This window comes from Microtetraspora sp. AC03309 (assembly GCF_020826795.1).
GTDB lineage: Bacteria > Actinomycetota > Actinomycetes > Streptosporangiales > Streptosporangiaceae > Microtetraspora > Microtetraspora glauca.
In genome coordinates, this window is the sequence record NZ_JADDIL010000115.1 from 1 (window position 1) to 18,276 (window position 18,276).

Here is an 18,276-nt window from a genome sequence, read left to right on the forward strand (position 1 = left end):
GACCGGCCGACAGGGCGTCACGCACGGCCGGGAGACGTACCTTCAAGTCATAGGCGAGACCGTATTCACGTTCAGCGGCACGGCGGGTGAGACGCAACGCCGCCCGGATCTCGTCGGGTGAATTCTTGTCCGGCTCGGACATTTTCTCCATGCCGGATACGGAAATCTCATACAGGCCGACTTCGGCCATCACGACGGCTTTGCGCGCTTGCACGTGTGCTTCGAGGCGGGCGTAGGCTTGCATCACGATCACGGCGTCGAAGCCGTCCAGCCTGGCGATATCGATCTGCTCCAGCACGGCGGCCAATCCCACGCCTGGGGGCATGTCGCCCAGGCCGTCGGGGATCGGCTGCCGTTCGATATTCACATTGCAACGCTAACAACCGCCACCGACAAAAACGCCGCTCGGGCTGCCGTGCAAAGCACGGGAAATCGTTTAGCTGGAATTCCAGTTTCAGTCGTTAAAGCTGTTGGGTCCCATCGCTTCTCGTCCTGTGCCGCGCCGCCGCGCAGGTGCTCGGGGGCGCGATCGCGGTCGGCGCCCGAGGCCGGCCCGCCGGTGACCCCGCTCTCGACGGGATCTCAGCGGGAGAGGAAGCGGCGTAGGCGCGAGGCGGGCGTCTTGGTGGGTTCCGACCCCGATGCCCGCTCTGCTCCCGGCGGACTCTCCGGCGCCTGGGACGGAGAGCCCGGCTCCGGGCGGCCTTCGGTCGCAGGTGCCACGCGCGGCATCGACTTCGTCGGCGGGACCAGATCCCGCTCCTGTCCCCTGACCGGCTTCCGCGTTCGCTCCGGTTCCGGTCGCCTACGTCCCGTCATCGGTTCGGGTTCCGGGGCGGGAAGCAGGCCGAGCGATTCCAGACGGCGGTGTTTGAAATAGCGCGCGGTACCGCTCTCGCCGATGTACGCCTCGGCCGCCTCGCGCAGGTCCGGATGCGCCGAGCTGCGCATGCAGTACCCGACCGCTCGGACCAGGGCGCGCAGGTCCACGGGAGGCGGCTCCTCGATCGATCCGTCGGCGGCGAGCCGGGGTAACGCGGCATCGGCGATCGTCGCGGGGATCCGGTTGCTGTTCTCGTACGGCGAGAGCCGTTCGAGAACCAGGTCGCCGCCCACGGTCGCGACCGGGATGCCGAAAAAGCGCCGCGCGGTCGTCAGCGCCGTCGAGAAGCACCCGACGACCAGCCGCGGGCGATGTACGGCGAAGCAGACCTCGGCGGGGATCGTCCCCGGCGTGATCAGCAGTTCGACCCCGAGTTCTTCGGCGAGCGGCCGGAGCTCGCGCGCGTGTCGCCGCCCGGCGGCCGGGTGGGGTTTGAAGACCACCTGCCGGTGGCCCCGGGCGGCCAGGCCGCGCAGCATCGTCTCGTGCAGTCCCGCTTCCTCGGCGGAGGTCAGGATGCCGAGGGAGGAGAGGTACTGCCCGAGGATGACGGCCTCCCAACCCGGTCCGTCCGCGCGCGGTCCCTCGCGGCCTGCCTCACTGCGCGGAGCAGCCCCGCTCGACGGCTCCCTGCTCGACGGCTCCGCGATCGGACATCCTTCGCTCGGCGCCGGGACGTTCGGAACGGCAACCGGAATCCTGGCCGGCATCTCGTCTGATGCGGCACCGGGCAGGACGGCCACATCTGACAGCCCCGCTGGGGCGGCATCAGGGAAGGCGCCGGCCGGGATCTCGGAGGCGGCTACGGATGGGGCGTCGTTTCCGGTCTGCCCGATCACGTGGGTGAAGGCGGATCCGGACACGACCTCGGGCGGCACGCCGTACTCGGACAGGAGCAGGGGAACGAGCCCGGGCACGAGATCGAGGTGGAGCAGGCGGGTGACGCGGCCGGCGATCTCCGCGGGCAGCGGGATGCGGGTGGGACCGTAGCTCATCAGGCCGTCCGAGTAGACGCTGATCGGCAGGTCCTTGAGCAGTCCCGCGAGCGTACGGGAGGGCGGCACGGCGATCGACTCGACGACCAGTTCGTCGGGCTCGCCCAGGTGTGCCGACAGGAGACGGCCCAGCATCGGCACCTCAACCGAGCGGGCCTTCCACTCCGACGGGTGCAGCGGGGCGATGATCGCGTTCCAGGACACCACCTCGTCGAACCGGTCGCGGATCCCCGCGAAGCCGGGGGTCTCGTCGAGGGCGGGGGTGATCTCGGGGATGGCCGCGTTGTTCGACACCAGCAGGATTCTCCGTCCGGTGCCGAACCGGCCCTCGTCGCAGGCCGCCGCGAGGGTCATCGCGCCGAACAGTGTCGAGGCGCAGAACAGCGTGGTCCGTGCCATGTCCCTCCCATGATCCGTGTCATGCCGTTCCTGCGAGCTGAACCGAACCGTCCCCACCCCACCGCTCCGGGTGCCCGTGTCAGGGCAGTCCGAGGGACTCGACGAGGGCACGGCGGTCGGGGTCCATTCCGGCGAGCGCCTCAGCCGGGACGCGCCGGAGGACCGCGGCGGCCCGCTCCTCGAACCTCGCCCGCAGTTCGGGGGTGAAGCGGTCGATCAACTCCACGTGGTGCGCGAGCAGCCCGGTGAGGTTGCGCGCGGCCTTGAGGAGGAACCCGGGCTCCACCTCGTCCAGGATCGTCTCGTACGCGGTGAAGAAGTCGAGCTGCCGCTCGTCCCCGACCGCGGTCAGCGACCCGGGCACCCCGCGCCGGTAGAACACGCCCGCGAGGGACACCACGGCGAACGATCGCGCCTTCCGGTGCAGCCGCCAGATCCACGGGCGGTCTTCGGCGGTCCGCAGGCCGTCCGGGAAGGCGAGCAGCGGTCCGAGGTCGCGGCGGTAGATCCCGGCCCACGCGTACGCGTAGTCCACCATCGTCCTGGCGTCGAACGGCAGGATGGCGTCCCGAGGGTCGAGGACCGTGTCACGCCTGCTCTCCGGGGCCCGCAGCAGCTCCCGTTTTCGGCCCTCGACCTGGACGTGGTCCACCCGGACGAAGTCGCATCCGAGCGCGTCGATCGAGGCCACCATTTCGGCCAGGTATCCGGGCGCCACCCAGTCGTCCCCGTCGAGGAACGTCACATACCGTCCCGAGGCCAGCGCGAGCCCGGCGTTCCTGGCGCCGCCCGCACCGGCGGGTACGGCGTTGCGCAGGAGCCGGAACCCCGGCAGGTCGGCGCGGAAGTCCTCGGCCACCGCCGAGGTAGCGTCCACCGACCCGTCGTCGACGACGATGACCTCGAGGTCAGGGTGCGGATCGCGGGTCAGGGACGTGAGCGCGTCCGCCAGGTACGGCTCGCCGTCCCGGACCGCGACGATCACCGAGAGCGCGGGCACGCGCCGCCTCCCGTCACCGGGTCGCACTCGATCACCGGGCCGCCTCCACCACGAGAGCCGTCTTGAGAACGGTCACGAGAGGCATCACGGCGCGGGGACGCGGCGGAGGCGGGCCCGCGGGGCCTCCTCACCGGGGAAGACGCGCTTGACTCCGTCTCCCATCGCGGACTCGATGATGCGGATGTCCCTGACCAGGTGCTCCAGGCCGCTCGGCTCCAGCGAGGCGGCGTGGTCGGAGCCCCACATCGTCCGGTCCAGGGTGATGTGCCGCTCGACGGCCACCGCGCCCAGGGTGACGGCCGCGAGGGAGATCTGCAGACCGCGCTCGTGGCCCGAGTAGCCGACCGGCACGCCGTACCGCTCCTGAAGCGTGACGATCGTCCGCAGGTTGGCCTCCTCCGGAGGCAACGGGTACGTGGAGGTCGCGTGCATGAGCACCAGACCGGAGGTGCCGAGGATCTCCACGGCCCGGTCGATCTCCTCGATCGTGGACATGCCGGTCGAGAGGATGATCGGCTTGCCGGTCGCGGCGAGGGCGCGCAGCAGCTCGTGGTCGGTGACCGAGGCGGACGCCACCTTGTGCGTGACGACGTCCATCTCCTCCAGGAACTCCACCGAGGGGACGTCCCAGGGCGAGGCGAACCATTCGATGCCGCGTGCCGCGCAGTACTTGGCGATCTCGGTGTACTCGTCCCGGCCGAACTCCGTCCGGATCTTGTACTCGAGGTAGGTCATCTCACCCCACGGCGTCTGCCTCATCTGGCCGCGCTGCTCCGGCGGCACGCAGATCTCCGGCGTGCGCTTCTGGAACTTGACCGCCTGGCAGCCCGCGTCGGCCGCGACGTCGATCAGCCTGCGGGCGATCTCGAGGTCGCCGTTGTGGTTGATGCCGATCTCGCCGATCATGTAGACGGGCAGGCTGGGGCCGACCAGGGACTCGCCGATCCGCACCGGCGCGCCCTTGACGCGCAGCGGCGGCCGCGCCACCCGTCGGGGCTCGGCGGGGCTCTCCGACTCCGGCCGGGCCGCGAGCACCCGGTCGCACAGTTCCCGTACGGCTCCCGCCCCGCCGGCATGGGTGAGCACCACCCGGGCGGCCGCACGGACCCGGGGATGGGCGTCGGGGACCGCGACCGGCCAGCCGACGAGCGCCATGCAGCGGAGATCGTTGACGTCGTTGCCGACGTAGGCCACCCGCGCCGGGTCCAGCCCTTCGATCGCCAGCCAGTCGCGCAGCGCGGTCTCCTTGGCGTTGAGCCCCTGCAGCACCGGCACGCCGAGCTTGCGGGCACGGGCGGCCACCACCGGGTTGCGCTCGGTCGAGAGCACGAGCAGCCGGACGCCGGAGCGCTTGAGCAGCGCCACCCCCATGCCGTCGGACCGGCTGACCGCGACCATCTCGCGCCCCTCGGAGTCGACGTACGCGCGGTCGTCGGTGTGCACGCCGTCGAAGTCGGTCACCACGGCGTCCACGTCGATCGGCAGCGGCTCGTCCACGAACGGGGCGAGCGCCCGTACGATCTCCAGGTCCTCGGGTGTGTCGACCTCCACGGCGTGCCGGGCGGGGACCGGCTGGACGGCGACCCGGCCGAAGAAGCGGTGCCCGTGCTCGCGCAGGCCGTCCGTGCGCATCACGTAGAAGGCGCCGGTCTCGCGGTAGTGCGGCTCGCGGTCCTGCCTACGCGGGCGGGTGGCGGGATCGTGGTTGACGCCGGCGCCCGCGCCGGTCCACACGAACTCGTACGTCTCCATACCGGAGAAGACGACGTCCGCCTGACCGTCGAGGACCCGGCCGACGGCGGCGTCCAGGTCGTCAGGGTCGATGAAGGCGCTGGTGCACTGCACGAGGAGGACCACCTCCGGCTCCTCGGGGAGCGTGCCGAGCGCGTGCAGTACGGCCGACTCACTGGAGGCGACGGCTCCGCTCAGCTCCGAGGGACGCTCGACGACCCGCGCGCCCGCCTCCCTGGCGGCCGTGGCGATGCCCTCGTGATCCGTGCTCACCACGACGTCGTCGATGAGCCCGGCCCGCAGGCAGGCGCCGACGGCGCGGGCCACCAGGGGGACGCCCCCCACCCTTTCCAGGTTCTTCAGCGGTACGCCCACCGAACCGCCACGGGCGGGGACAACGGCAAGGACTCGCACGGGGCACTCCTTCTACCTGCGACGACGCCCCAGATGTCCGGGGGTGTCCCAGAACCTAGTCAGGGGGATGTCACGCAGGGGGTGCCCGAGCTGAACACCCAGGGGCGCCCGTATTAACTTTCCGTGCGCGCGTCCGAGCGCGGTGAGACCGGTGATGCCTCCGACGGCGCGCCGCTGGAGGCATCACGTCTGGGTCGTCGTGCCCGTGCCCGTGCCTGTGTCGGTGTCGGTGTCGGTGTCGGGGGCCTCCGTACCGGGGCTGATGGGAATCCGTGCGAGGAAGAGCGCGCCGCTGTCGGTGTCCTCCACCCGGATGCTCCCGTGGTGCGCCTGGATGACCTCGCGCGCGATGGCCAGGCCGAGCCCGGTCCCGCCCTGGTCCCTGCTGCGTGCCGCGTCGAGCCGGGTGAACCGCTCGAAGATGCGCTCGCGGTCCTCCTCGGGGACGGGGTCCCCGTCGTTGCCCACGGCGAGCACCGCATCGTCGCCGTCGCGGCCCACCTCGACGGTGATCAGGCTCTTGGCGTGCCGTTCCGCGTTGTTCAGCAGGTTGACCAGCACCCGGGAAAGATGGGTGTTCACTCCGGTGACCGTCACCCCCGGCGTGACCCGCAGGTCGATCTCGATCGGCCCGGAACGCCGGCGGTTCACCTCGGTCGTGGCCAGCGCCCCGAGATCGATCTTCTCCCGCATGGAGCGGTCGGTCGTGCCGATCCGGGCGAGGAAGAGCAGGTCGCTCATGATCGCCTCAAGGCGCTTGGTGTCGCGCAGCGCCGCCTTCATGGCCTCCGGGTGGTCGTCGGGGTGCGGCAGCGCGCTCTCCAGTTGGGCGCAGATGCCGGTGATCGGGGTGCGCAGCTCGTGCGAGGCGTCGGCCGCGAACTGCCGCTGCTGGGTGACCGCCCGCTCCAGCCGCGCCAGCGCCTCGTTGACGGTGCGGGCCAGCCGGGCGATCTCGTCATGGCCCGGGGGTTCGAGCACCCGGGAGCTCAGGTCGCTGCCGCTGATGGCCGCGAGCTGTGACCTGATGGCCTCCACCGGGCGCAGCGCGCGCCCGGCGATCTTCCACGACACCCACGCGATGACCGCCGCGAGCAGCGCGACCACGCCGGCGAGGATCAGTTCGAGCAGCCGGGTGTGGGTGATGACGGGCTGCTGGCGCCCCGCGAAGACGACCGGCGCGCCCGGCTGTGTACCGGTGCGCAGCGCGACCATGTAGGCGCACTTGCCTCCCGGCAGGGTGCAGGCGACGAACTCGGTGAACCTGTCGTCCGGGCGCGGCCAGTTCGGGCTCAGGACGGGCAGCTCGCGCGCGGACGCGCTGGCCGCGACGACCTGCCGGGACGGTGTGACGACCTGGATCAGTTCGGACGCCCTGCGCGTGCGGATGGGGTTGTGCAGCGTTCCCTCACGTACGTCGGCCGCGATCTTGGAGGCGATCTGCCGTGATTCCTCCCACATGTGCGCGCTGACGGCACGCCGGATCCCGTAATCGGCTCCGATCCCGAGCGGGATGAGGACGAGCAGCGCGACGACCGTCGTGATCAACGTCAGGCGGGCATGTATGGACAGCCCGCGCAGCCAGGGGAGGGACATTTCTTGAGGCTACTGACCGTGATCCCGCGCGGATTCGCGACACCGGAAAGATCTGACTAAACCTGTTCAAAGTGCCGCATTGGGGGAGCATGCGCCCGTGGAGGCCCGTACGACGAGTTCCGGCTCGAACAGGTGCTCCGCCGCCTTGCCGCCCCGGCCTCTGATCTCGTCGATGAGGGTGCGCACGGTCGCCACGCCGATCGCCAGGACCGGTTGGCGGACGGTCGTGAGCGGCGGATCGGTGAACGACATCAGCAGCGAGTCGTCCGCCCCCACCACGGAGACGTCCTCGGGCACGCGCAGGCCGCGGCGCCGCGCCGCCCGGATCGCGCCGAGTGCCATCAGGTCGCTGCCGCAGACGAGCGCGGTCGCTCCCTGCTCGATAAGCCGGTTCGCCGCCGCCTGGCCGCCGGTGACGTCGAACGTGGTGAGCTCGACGAGCTCGCCGGCCCCGGGACCGAGCAGTTCCCGCATGGCCTGGCGGAACCCGGCGAGCCGCCGCCGGACGGGGGAGTAGCGGGCCGGCCCGCTCAGGAAGCCGATCCTCCGGTGGCCGAGGTCGATCAGGTGCCGGGCCGCGATCCGCCCCGCGACGCCGTCGTCGCACGACAGAGTCGGTACGGCGAGGCCGGGCAACTCGCCGTTGACGAACACGATCGGCATGCGCTGCCGTCTGAGGTCCTCGTAGCGGGAGCGGTCGATCGTGGTGTCGGCGTGCAGCCCGGAGACGAAGACGATGCCGGAGACGCCCCGGTCCAGCAGCATGCCGACGTACTCGTCCTCGCCTGCGCCCTCGGGCGTCATGGTGCCGAGGACGGCGGTGTAGCCGTGCCGCGCCAGATTGCTCTCGATGACCTGCGCGAACAGCGGGAACACGGGATTCTGCAGCTCGGCGACGATCAGCCCCACGAGGCCGGAGCTGCGTGGCCGCAAGGCGCTCGGGCGCTCGTAACCCAGCACGTCGAGTGCGGTGATCACCGCTCTTCTCGCGCTCGCGCTCACTCCCGGGCGCTCATTGAGCACGCGGGAGACGGTCGCCTTGCTGACGCCCGCCTGCCGGGCGATGTCGTCGAGTCGTACTGCCATGGGGGGATTCCGATCCGCTCGCTGGAACGTCCCAAGGAATCTTGAAACATTGCAGCAAATTTGTGCAACCCCTTTCAAGAACCGAAATGTCTTGTTAACTTCTCCGCACACCGCGCGGTTTCCCCCCATCCAGGGCTCCGGCCCTTCCCTCCTTCCCTGGAGCAATGCTGTGCGCAGAACCTTCGGAGCGCTCGCTCCCCGTCCGGCCCCGCGCCTGGTCTCCGGTCTGGCCCTCGGTCTGGCCGCCTGCCTGGCGCTCACCGCCTGCGGCGGCAGCGGCGGCAGTGCCGGCGGCGACACCGCGACCGGCAAGGCGTCCTCCGCGGCGCCCGCCGAGAACGCCGAGGCCGCCACGCTGACCATCTGGGCCGACCAGAAGCGGTCCGAAACCCTCAAGCAGTTCGCCGACGCCTTCGCGAAGGAGAACGGCGTCAAGGCGGACATCGTGGTCGTCGCCCAGAACCAGCAGCAGACGTTCGTCACCGCCTCCCAGGCGGGCAAGGGCCCCGACGTCCTCGTCGGCGCCCACGACTGGATCGGCAACCTGGTCCAGAACGGGCTGATCGACCCCATCCAGATGACCCAGGACCAGCTGGACGGGTACGTGGACGTCGCCCGCAAGGCCGTCACCTACGACGGGCAGGTCTACGGCGTGCCGTACGCGGTGGAGAACCTGGCGCTGTACCGCAACACCGACCTGGCGCCCGAGGCGCCCAAGACCTTCGACGAGCTGGTCGCCACCGGCGCGAAGCTCAAGGCGGCCGGCAAGGTCAAGGAGATCGTGGGATACCCGATCAGCCAGCAGGACGGCCAGTCCGGCGACACGTACCATATGTACCCCCTGTACACCTCCGGAGGCGGCCACCTGTTCGGGACCAAGCCGAACGGCGACCCGGACCCGGCCGACCTCGGCGTCGGCACGCCCGAGTCGATCGCCGCATTCGAGAAGGTGGCCGAGTTCGGCGAGAAGGGCGCGGGCGCGCTCAAGCGCTCCTTCACCTCCGACAACTCGGCCGCGCTCTTCGCCGACGGCAAGACGGCGTTCATGGTCTCCGGACCGTGGCGGCTGGCCGACGTGCGCACCGCGGGCGTGAAGTACGACGTCACCCCGGTGCCCGGGTTCAAGGGCGGCGATCCCGCCCGCAGCTTCGTCGGCGTCCAGGCGTTCTTCGTGGCCAGCAAGGGCAAGAACAAGGCCCTCGCGCAGGAGTTCGTCACCAACACGCTGGCCTCGGCCGAGGTGTCCCAGGCGCTGTTCGACGCCGAGCCGCGCATGCCCGCGCTGAAGAGCGCCCTGGCGTACGCCTCGGCCAAGGACCCCGACGTCGCCAAGTTCGAGGCCGCCGCGGAGAACGGCGTGCCGCTGCCCGCGATCCCGCAGATGGTCGCCGTCTGGGGACCGTTCAACACGCTCATCCACGCCGTGGTCAAGGGCGAGAACGTCGGCCCCGCCGTGAAGGCCGCGGGCAAGGCCATCGCCGAGCAGCTCGGGCAGAACGGATGACGATCACGCGGAACCCCGCCCGGTCCGACCGGGCGGGGGCCGGTGCGGCGCACTCGCGTGCGCGGACCTGGCCGGGTTCGGCGACGGGTGTCGCCGTCCGCGTCCTCGCCCTGGGCCTCATCGTCGGCATCGCCCTGTGGGCCGCGGCCCCGCTGGTCTCCTCCGGAGACTGGACCGGCATGGCGATCACCGCGGTCGCGACCGGGATCGCCCTGTGGGCCTACCTGACCCCGCGCCGGCTGCCCGCCAAGTATCTGCTGCCCACCACGTTCCTCCTGGTGGCATTCCAGGTGTTCCCCGTCCTCTACACGATGTCGCTCGCCCTCACCAACACCGGTGACGGGCACCTCGGCACCAAGTCGGAGGCGATCACCGCGATCGAGACGTCGTCCGTACGGCGTGAGGCGGGCTCGGCCGAGTTCCGCCTCACCGTGGCCGAGAAGGACGGCGCCCTCGTCTTCCTGCTGGCCGATCCCGCCAAGCGGGCCGCGTACGCCGGGACCGGGGACGGGCTGCGGGAGATCGGCGGTGCGTCCCTCGGCCCCGGCGGGCGGATCACCGCCGCCGAGGGGTACACCGTCCTGACGGCGGCCCAGGCGTCGGCGCGGAGCGCGGAGATCACCGCGCTGGCGGTGCCCGTGAAGGGTGGCGCCATCCGGAGCCAGGGTCTGACCCGCGCCTACCAGGGCAGAGCCGCGCTCGCCTACAAGGCCGGCTGCGACTGCGTGAGCGGCGACGGCAAGATCTGGAGGTCCGACGAGGAGCAGGGCAGGTTCGTCGCCGAGGACGGCAGCGCGCTCCCGCAGGGATGGAAGGTCGGCGTCGGGCTGTCCAACCTCGGCGCGGCCCTGACCAACCCGAAGATCAACGCGCACTTCGTCGGCGTCTTCGTGTGGAACCTCTTCTACGCGATCGCGGTCGTCGCGCTCACCGCCGCGCTGGGCCTGGCCGCCGCACTGGTGCTGCACCATCCGCGGATGCGCGGCGTCCGCGCCTACCGGACCCTGATCGTGCTGCCGTACGCGATGCCCGCGTTCGCGATGCTGCTCGTGTGGCGTGACATGTTCAACACCGACTTCGGCCTGATCAACCGGATGCTCGGCCTGCACACCGACTGGCTCGGCACGCCGTTCACCGCGCGGCTCTCGGTGCTGCTCGTCCAGCTCTGGCTGGGATTCCCGTACATGTTCCTGGTGGCGACGGGCGCGCTGCAGACGATCCCCCGGGAGTACTTGGAGGCGGCCGAGGTGGACGGCGCCTCACCCTGGCAGCGGTTCAGGAAGGTCACCCTGCCGCTGCTGCTCCTCGCGCTCGCGCCGCTGCTCGTGTCGTCGTTCGCGTTCAACTTCAACAACTTCAACGGCATCTTCCTGGTGACCTCCGGCGGGCCGTTCCCGTCGGACAACCCCACGGTCGGCGCCACCGACCTGCTGATCACTTACACGTTCCGGCTCGCGTTCGGTCAGCAGGGCGCGCAGTACGGTCTGGCCGCGGCGATGTCGATCTACGTCTACCTGATCGTCGCGGTGATCTCGATCATCGGCTTCCGGCGTACCCGGGCGTTCAAGGAGGTGACGTGATGCGCACGATCGTGTGGCGGCACGCCGCAGCGGTACTCGTCACGGCGTTCGCGGTGCTGCCCATCGTGTTCGTGGTGTCGGCCGCGCTCAACCCGATCGGGACGCTCAGCTCGGCCACCCTCGTGCCGCGCGGCGCCGGCCTCGGGAACCTCCTCCGGCTGTTCGAGGAGACCCACTTCTGGACGTGGTACCGCAACTCGGTCGTCGTCGCCGGGCTGACCGCGGCCCTGGCCGTCGCCGTCTCCGCCCTCGCCGCGTACGCGTTCAGCAGGTTCCGTTTCGCCGGGCGGCGCGCCGGGCTGGTGAGCCTGCTCGTCATCCAGGCGTTCCCGCAGTTCCTCGCGATCGTCCCGCTGTACGTGATCTTCAGCGCGATCAGCGACAACTGGCCGGTGTTCGGGCTGAACAGTGTCTGGGGCGTCGTCCTGCTCTACATCGGCGGGCAGGTCGGGGTGAACACCTGGCTGATCAAGGGCTTCTTCGACTCGATCCCCAAGGAGCTCGACGACGCCATGATGATCGACGGCTGCACCCACACCCAGGCGTTCCTCCGGGTCGTCCTGCCGCTCGCCGCGCCGGTGCTGGCGATCAGCGGCCTGCTCGTGTTCATCGCCACGATCAACGAGTTCCTCATCGCGAGCGTCTTCCTCACCGGCGACGACGCCCGCACGCTCGCGGTCGGGCTGTTCGGCCTGCTCGCCGACCAGCGCAACGCCAACTTCGGCATGTTCGCCGTCGGGACGCTGCTTACCGCGATACCGACGGTCCTCGTGTTCCAGTTTCTGCAGAGATACATCGTCCACGGGCTCACCGCGGGCGCCGTGAAGGGATGAAGATGCTCGATCGGGGATTCCACCACGACGGATCGGCCGACCACGTCAGCACGCTCGCGCCCGAGCCGGGCGAGACGGTCGCGGTGTTCGTCCGTACGCCGAGGGCGCACAGGAGCGGCGTCTACGTCCGTTCCGCGCCCGACGGCGAGCCGCACTTCACCGAAGCCGTCATCGACAGGGAGACCGAGCACGAGATCTGGTGGCGGGCCGACGTGGTCGCGCGCAACCCGGTCACGCGCTACCGCTTCCTGCTCGCCGGATCGCCGGCCTCGCCGGGCTACCGCTGGCTGAACGGCACCGGGCTGCACGGCAACGACGTGCCGGACGCGGGCGACTTCCGGCTGCTCACCCACGCCGCGCCGCCGGAGTGGGCCCGCGACGCCGTGGTCTACGAGATCTTCCCCGACCGGTTCGCCCGCTCCTCCGCGCGGCACACGCTGCCCGCGTGGGCGGAGGAACGCGGCTGGGACGACCCGGTCGCGGGAAGCGGCCCCTCCACGCCCGTCCAGATCTTCGGCGGCGATCTGGACGGCGTGCGGGAGCGGCTCGGGCACGTCGCCGCGCTGGGGGCGAACACGCTCTACCTGACCCCGGTCTTCCCCGCCCCGTCCAACCACCGGTACAACGCCTCGTCGTTCGCGGAGATCGATCCCCTGCTCGGCGGCGACGCCGCGTACCGCAGGCTCGTGGACGAGGCGCACGCGTACGGCATGCGGATCCTCGGCGACATCACGACGAACCACTGCGGGCACACCCACCCCTGGTTCCAGACCGCGCTTGCGGACAAGGGGGCGCCGGAGCGGGAGATGTTCCTCTTCGGCGACGAGGGACTCGGCTACGAGGCGTGGATGGGCGTCGCGTCGCTGCCGAAGCTCGACTGGACGAGCACCATGGTCGGCCAGGCCATGATCGAGGCGGACGACTCGGTCATCCGCCGCTGGATCCGCTTCGGGCTGGACGGCTGGCGGGTCGACGTCGCGAACATGACCGCCCGGCTGCGCGGGACCGACCTGACCCGCGAGGTGGCCGCGCGTTTCAGGCGGGCGATGGCGGAGGAGAACCCCGAGACGCTGCTGGTCGCCGAGCACGCCCACGACGCCGCCGGCGACCTCGACGCGGACGGCTGGCACGGGACGATGAACTACGCGGGATTCACCCGCCCGGTGTGGAGCTGGCTGCGCGGGCCCGGCGTCCAGCTGCCCTTCCTGGGCGTGCCCGCGCCCATCCCGCGGCTCGGCGGTGACCGGATCGTCACCACGATGCGCTCCTTCGCCGCGCAGACGTCCTGGCGGTCCCTCACGCACTCGTGGTCGCTCGTGAGCTCCCACGACACGGCCAGGATCCGTACGGTTTGCGGCGGCGACCGCGCTCTCGTTGAGGTCGCGGCGGGCCTGATGTTCACCCTTCCGGGCACCCCGATGGTCTTCGCCGGCGACGAGATCGGCATCGAGGGCGCCTGGGGCGAGGACGGCCGCCGCACCATGCCCTGGGACCGGCCCGACACCTGGGACACCCGCACCCTCGCCGCGTACCGCGATCTGGCGGCGCTGCGGCGTGGTGAGAACGCCCTGCGGCACGGCGGCCTGCGGTGGTTGCACGCCTCAGAGGACGCGCTGGTCTTCCTCAGGGAACGCGCGGGGGAGCGGCTGCTCGTGCTCGCCGCGCGTGCCCCGCACGACCCCGTACGGCTGCCGCTCGGCCGCGGGGGCGTGCCGGTGTACGGCTCGGCGGAACTGCTCGCCGGCGAGGACGGCACGCACGTCCTTCCTTCGGACGGCCCGGCCTTGCACGTCTGGCGGCTCCACTGAGGCCGGACCTGCCTTCCGGGCGGGTTCCAAGGGTTGACCGGACGAGCCCCATGTGACAGGAGTGCTTCGTGAAGCGGACACTCACGAGGCTCCTGAGCATGCTGGCGGCGCTGGTTCTCACAGCCGTCGCCCTGTCCGGTTGCGGGCGCGGCACCGTCCCGGGGGTGCGGGACGGTGCCGCGCGGGTCACCGCACGCGAGCCCGGAAGCGGGCGGGCGGAACGGCTGACCATCCGGTCACCCGCGCTGGGCCGGCCCGCGAACGTGTGGGTGCTGAAGCCCAAGGGGTGGACCGAGGGCTCCACCGGCTGGCCGGTGCTCTACCTCCTGCACGGCTGCTGCGTCAGCGGAGGGGACGACTGGCTCACCTACGGCGAGGCGGAACGCGTCACCGCGGACCTTCCGGCCGTCGTCGTCCTCCCCGAGGCGGGCCGGATGGGCTGGTACGCCGACTGGAGGAACGGCCCGGCCTGGGAGACGTTCCACATGAAGGAGGTCCGCGGGATCGTCGAGCCGATGTACGGCGTCGGCGACCGCAGGGCCGTCGCGGGCCTGTCCATGGGTGGCCATGGCGCCATGGGCTACGCGGCACGGCATCCGGGGGTCTTCGAGGCCGCCGCGTCGTTCTCCGGCGTCCTGGACATCCGCCGCGATCCCGACGGGTTCGGGCGGTTCCTGCGGGACAACGGGGCCGAGCCGAGGGACATCTGGGGCGAACCGGGAGCGAGCCCGGACGGCTGGCGCGCGCACAATCCCACGGACCTCGTGGGCGCATTGAAGGGGACGCGGCTCTACGTGTCCGGCGGTGACGGCCGGCCGGGTCCCCTGGACGGGCCCGGCGTCGCGCACGACGCGAGTGAGGCGTCGATCCTGGAGCAGAACCGCGGCTTCGTGGCCGCGGCGGCGCGGGCCGGGGTCGACGTCCGCACCGACTTCTACGGCGCCGGTACCCATCGCTGGCCGTACTGGACCCGCGCGCTCGAACGCGCTCTGCCCCTCCTGCTGCCGCCCCAGGGGTGAATCAGACATCGCTATACGCATGCCACTTTTTCGCGAAAAAAAGGCTTTTGACGGATAAACTGGACGAGCCTGAATGCGCGACGCGGCCGGCCAGGGGGCGCCATCATGACCGAGCACAGAACCCGGCACCACGCACAGGACAGAACGCAGGGCAGAACACGGGGCAGGACACAGGACAGTGCGCACGGAATGACGCGTACCAGGACGCGGGGAGCCGTCGACTGCCGGCGGATCTACGAGGACGCCTCGCCGTCCGACGGCGTACGGGTGCTCGTCGATCGCGTTTGGCCACGAGGGATGCGCAAGGAGAACGCGCACGTCGACGAGTGGCTGAAGGACGTCGCACCGTCCACCGAACTGCGCCGGTGGTACGGGCACGAGCCGAGCCGCTTCCCGGAGTTCCGCCGGCGCTACCTCGCCGAGCTGCGCGAACCCGACCGCAGGCGGGCCGCGGAGCACCTGCGGGACCTCGCCGGTCACGGCGGGCTGACACTGCTCACCGCGACGCGCGACATCGGGCACAGCCAGGCGGCCGTCCTCGCCGAGTGGCTGGCGGAGGGCCAGTGACGAACGCGTGATCCCGCCGCTCGGGGCGTGACGGGCGCCCGGCCGTCAGTGACAGCCGGGCGGCGGCAGCGTGCGTGACATCTGCCGGGAACACGCCCGAAATCTTTTTCCGGCACTGTTGGTGCCGGAAGAGAGGGGACGGGATGCTGCTGCGGCTACGCGTTTCGCTGCCGGACCGGCCCGGGGTGCTCGGCCAGGTGGCGCGTGCCTTCGGTGTCATGGGAGCGGACATTCTGCAGGTCACGGTGCTCGAACGGGATTCCGGGCGGGCCGTCGACGATTTCACCGTGTCCTGGAGCGGCGTGCTCAGCGCGGAGGAGCTGCGCGAGCGGGTCAGCGTGGTACCCGGCACCAAGGTCGAGGCCGCCTGGCGGACGCGCGAGGTGCCCGGAGCCAACCCGGACTACGACCTCCTCGGACACGTCGCGGCCGATCCCGGCCGCGCGTTGCCCACTCTGGTGGACGCCGTGCCCGATCTCGTCAGCGCCGACTGGGCGGTGGCGGTGAGCGCCGTGGACGGCGCTCTCGTGCACGGCAGCTGGCAGGCGCCGGAGACGGTGTCCTGGTCGGACCTGGTCCTGATCCGCCCGTCGTCGGTCACCTTGGACGGCCCGGTGCACGTGCTGAGCGTGCCGCTGCCGCCCATGGCGGGGGACGGCCTGCACCTGGTGGTGGCCAGGAGCCAGGGCCCCGCGTTCCACCGGGTCGAGCTCGACCGGATGGTCCGGCTGATGGAGCTCGTCGAGGTCCTGGTCAGGTCGGGAGTCAAGGCGTAGGCGAGCGGTCTCCTAGCGGCGCGGCGGGTCGATCCTGCCGCCGGCCTGGGTGAACAGCATGAGCCGGGAGACGTCCACGGCCACCCGGCCGTGCTCGCCCGCCCGCCAGACGGGCCGCCCGCCGAGCCGCACGATGAGGTCCGCCCTGCGGTGGGTGCCCCCGATCGACGGCGGGGGCGTGTGCTCGCCGGCGTCGTCCGCGGCGCCCCACAGGCGGCGCATCATGGACCGGGCCCTGCTCCCGTTCGCGCCGCCCGCGTAGGCCTTGTGCCGCGGGTCCGGTGGCTCGGGCACGGTCACGGAAGGGATCCCGGCCTCGAGGTAGGCGAGCCACTCGTGACCGTGGTACTCCAGGGTGCGGACCCGCCCGAAGAAGCTCGGCCCCTCGGCCTTCTCCGGCATCGGAGCGAGGGCGTCGGGCCGGATGCCGACGATGATCTGCGACCCGGTGTGCTGTGACACCGCGTAAGCACGTGGATCGGTCCACGGCATCGTGATCTGGTGCGGCCCGAAGTCGAGCAGGATGAACTGGTTCTGCGGGGTGCGCACGGTCGCGGCGAGCAGGTTGAGCTGCTGCGAGCTGAGGAACGCCGCGGTGAACGCGGTGGCCGGGTCGTTGTAGACCTGGGCCGGCGTACCGATGTCCTGCAGGACGCCCCGGTTCATGATGGCGATCCGGTCGGCCAGGGTGAGCGCCTCGACCTGGTCGTGCGTGACGTACACGGTCGTGACCCCGAGCGCCCGCACGAGGGAGGAGATCTCCATCCGCAACTCGGTGCGCATGCCGGCGTCCAGGTTGGACAGCGGCTCGTCCATGAGGAAAAGCGACGGCTGGCGGACGATCGCGCGGCCCATGGCGACGCGCTGGCGCTGGCCACCGGAGAGCGTCCCGGGGCGGCGGTCGAGTGTCTCGTCGATGTGCAGGGCGCGGGACAGTTCCACGACCCGTTCCCGCGTCATGCCGGGATCGGCCTTGGCGATCTCCAGGGGGAAGGACAGATTCCCCCGGACCGTGCGATGGGGATAGAGCGCGCCGTTCTGGAAGACCATGGCGACGTCGCGGTCACGGGGCGCCAGATGGTTGGCGAACTTTCCGCCCAACCACAGGTCGCCCGCGGTGATTTCCTCAAGGCCGGCGATCATTCGGAGAAGTGTGGACTTGCCGCACCCGGAAGGGCCGAGGAGAACGAGGAGCTCGCCTTCCTCCGCTCGCAGGTTCATCCGGTCGACGGCGAGGAATCCGCCGGGATAAACCTTGGTCACGTTGTCGAGAACCACCGCACTCATGACAGCACCCCGGCTGGCCGCCTGTCCCTGCATTCGCACCCGTTGAACCGCTCGCCGCGCTCGCTCATCTGGAGACTCGCTTCTCCTCGGGCACAAGGTGCCCGGACCCCGGAATAGGTGTGATTGATGAGGTAGTACATCGTGTCTGGGCACGCCTGTCCATACATGACAGTGAGAAAAACGGCATCTCCTAGTTACTCCTCAGTACCGGGTTGTTCCCGCAATAGTGGTAAATGGCCAGGTATATGGCGGTAATCGACAGGTTTCAGTTACTTTCAGAAAGTATTCGCGGTCACCTGACCGTGCGGGCGGATGGGGCCGGAAAGTGGGCCGGAGAATCCCCCCGCGTACGCCCCGGAGCTGTCCCGATGCGCCCCCGAGGGACCCCTGTCGCCGCCCTCCCCGCGTACGGCACGGCCGACGCCCTCGGACATGCGGACTATAGGTGGGATGACCGGTCCAATCGGGTCAAGTGGCATATGTAACGAATTTGCAGAAACTTTCTGCAAGGGGTTTCATGTCCGTTCACATCGCTGTTACGTTCCGGCGTACACCCGGCGTGGCGGCCACCCCACCGAAACGCCGATCCCCCTGAGCCATGAGGAGTGCACAACATGCGGCGAGTCATCTCGGTCGCGGCGACTGCCGCGGCCCTCGCTCTCGCGGTGTCCGCCTGCGGGAGCAGCGACTCCGGCGACACCGCGGCGCCCGCGAAATCCGCGCCGGCCGATCCCACCCAGATCAGCGGTGAGGTCACCTGGTGGGACACGACCCGCCCGGACAGCGAGGGGCCGACGT

Annotated in this window: 13 protein-coding genes and 2 pseudogenes; 8 read left to right on the forward strand and 7 right to left on the reverse strand. The window is 70.7% G+C overall.

Going from position 1 to position 18,276, the window contains the following annotated elements; translation table 11 throughout:
- The 6 genes and pseudogenes from IMZ11_RS39395 to IMZ11_RS39420 all read right to left on the reverse strand — a co-directional run.
- Positions 1-367: hypothetical protein (locus IMZ11_RS39395; RefSeq protein ID WP_228648130.1), on the reverse strand; the 367-nt coding region annotated here is incomplete at its 3' end.
- A 215-nt stretch (positions 368-582) separates the two neighbouring features.
- Positions 583-2,277, reverse strand: a complete 1,695-nt coding sequence (locus tag IMZ11_RS39400) for an alpha-2,8-polysialyltransferase family protein (protein ID WP_228648132.1) — start codon at positions 2,275-2,277, stop codon at positions 583-585.
- 79 nt (positions 2,278-2,356) lie between these two features.
- Positions 2,357-3,277 carry a glycosyltransferase family 2 protein gene (locus IMZ11_RS39405; RefSeq protein ID WP_228648134.1) on the reverse strand — a complete coding sequence of 307 codons (921 nt, stop codon included), beginning with the start codon at positions 3,275-3,277 and terminating at the stop codon, positions 2,357-2,359.
- 84 nt (positions 3,278-3,361) lie between these two features.
- Positions 3,362-5,422, reverse strand: coding sequence for an N-acetylneuraminate synthase family protein (locus IMZ11_RS46510; protein WP_228648136.1), 2,061 nt, complete (start codon positions 5,420-5,422; stop codon positions 3,362-3,364).
- 249 nt (positions 5,423-5,671) lie between these two features.
- Positions 5,672-7,018: pseudogene (locus tag IMZ11_RS39415) on the reverse strand (ATP-binding protein); the annotation flags it as partial.
- A gap of 66 nt (positions 7,019-7,084) precedes the next feature.
- Positions 7,085-8,104 (reverse strand): LacI family DNA-binding transcriptional regulator, encoded by a 1,020-nt coding sequence (locus tag IMZ11_RS39420; protein ID WP_228648141.1) that lies wholly within the window; start codon positions 8,102-8,104, stop codon positions 7,085-7,087.
- Positions 8,105-8,273: 169 nt separating this feature from the next.
- Between IMZ11_RS39420 and IMZ11_RS39425 the strand changes: the two genes are divergently transcribed.
- The 7 genes from IMZ11_RS39425 to IMZ11_RS39455 all read left to right on the forward strand — a co-directional run bounded on the left by IMZ11_RS39425 (position 8,274) and on the right by IMZ11_RS39455 (position 16,191).
- Positions 8,274-9,608, forward strand: a complete 1,335-nt coding sequence (locus IMZ11_RS39425; protein ID WP_228648143.1) for a maltose ABC transporter substrate-binding protein — start codon at positions 8,274-8,276, stop codon at positions 9,606-9,608.
- A complete protein-coding gene (locus tag IMZ11_RS39430; protein WP_228648145.1) occupies positions 9,605-11,188 on the forward strand; it encodes an ABC transporter permease subunit in 1,584 nt (527 codons plus the stop codon). The genes IMZ11_RS39425 and IMZ11_RS39430 overlap by 4 nt, the downstream gene beginning before the upstream one ends.
- Positions 11,188-12,021 (forward strand): sugar ABC transporter permease, encoded by an 834-nt coding sequence (locus IMZ11_RS39435; RefSeq protein ID WP_061261536.1) that lies wholly within the window; start codon positions 11,188-11,190, stop codon positions 12,019-12,021. Before IMZ11_RS39430 ends, IMZ11_RS39435 begins: the two co-directional genes overlap by 1 nt.
- Positions 12,022-12,023: 2 nt before the next feature.
- Complete coding sequence (locus tag IMZ11_RS39440) at positions 12,024-13,829, forward strand: glycoside hydrolase family 13 protein (RefSeq protein WP_228648147.1); 1,806 nt, start codon at positions 12,024-12,026, stop codon at positions 13,827-13,829.
- Between the two features lie 68 nt (positions 13,830-13,897).
- On the forward strand, positions 13,898-14,848 hold the full coding sequence (locus tag IMZ11_RS39445; protein ID WP_228648149.1) for an alpha/beta hydrolase family protein: 951 nt from the start codon (positions 13,898-13,900) through the stop codon (positions 14,846-14,848).
- Positions 14,849-15,037: 189 nt separating this feature from the next.
- Positions 15,038-15,415 (forward strand): DUF488 domain-containing protein, encoded by a 378-nt coding sequence (locus IMZ11_RS39450; RefSeq protein WP_228648151.1) that lies wholly within the window; start codon positions 15,038-15,040, stop codon positions 15,413-15,415.
- Between the two features lie 143 nt (positions 15,416-15,558).
- Positions 15,559-16,191 (forward strand): amino acid-binding protein, encoded by a 633-nt coding sequence (locus IMZ11_RS39455; RefSeq protein WP_228648153.1) that lies wholly within the window; start codon positions 15,559-15,561, stop codon positions 16,189-16,191.
- A 12-nt stretch (positions 16,192-16,203) separates the two neighbouring features.
- On the opposite strand, the gene IMZ11_RS39460 is transcribed toward IMZ11_RS39455, so the two are convergent.
- Complete coding sequence (locus IMZ11_RS39460) at positions 16,204-17,478, reverse strand: ABC transporter ATP-binding protein (protein WP_061261534.1); 1,275 nt, start codon at positions 17,476-17,478, stop codon at positions 16,204-16,206.
- Positions 17,479-18,092: 614 nt separating this feature from the next.
- Between IMZ11_RS39460 and IMZ11_RS39465 the strand changes: the two are divergent.
- Positions 18,093-18,276, forward strand: a pseudogene (locus IMZ11_RS39465) (sugar ABC transporter substrate-binding protein); the annotation flags it as partial.

Bases quoted from the DNA above. Each gene is read 5' to 3' on its own strand.
- IMZ11_RS39455 (WP_228648153.1), top strand. From the start codon at position 15,559: ATGCTGCTGCGGCTACGCGTTTCGCTGCCGGACCGGCCCGGGGTGCTC.
- IMZ11_RS39430 (WP_228648145.1), top strand. From the start codon at position 9,605: ATGACGATCACGCGGAACCCCGCCCGGTCCGACCGGGCGGGGGCCGGT.
- IMZ11_RS39440 (WP_228648147.1), top strand. From the start codon at position 12,024: ATGCTCGATCGGGGATTCCACCACGACGGATCGGCCGACCACGTCAGC.
- IMZ11_RS39435 (WP_061261536.1), top strand. From the start codon at position 11,188: ATGCGCACGATCGTGTGGCGGCACGCCGCAGCGGTACTCGTCACGGCG.
- IMZ11_RS39460 (WP_061261534.1), bottom strand. From the start codon at position 17,478: ATGAGTGCGGTGGTTCTCGACAACGTGACCAAGGTTTATCCCGGCGGA.
- IMZ11_RS39420 (WP_228648141.1), bottom strand. From the start codon at position 8,104: ATGGCAGTACGACTCGACGACATCGCCCGGCAGGCGGGCGTCAGCAAG.
- IMZ11_RS39450 (WP_228648151.1), top strand. From the start codon at position 15,038: ATGACGCGTACCAGGACGCGGGGAGCCGTCGACTGCCGGCGGATCTAC.
- IMZ11_RS39400 (WP_228648132.1), bottom strand. From the start codon at position 2,277: ATGGCACGGACCACGCTGTTCTGCGCCTCGACACTGTTCGGCGCGATG.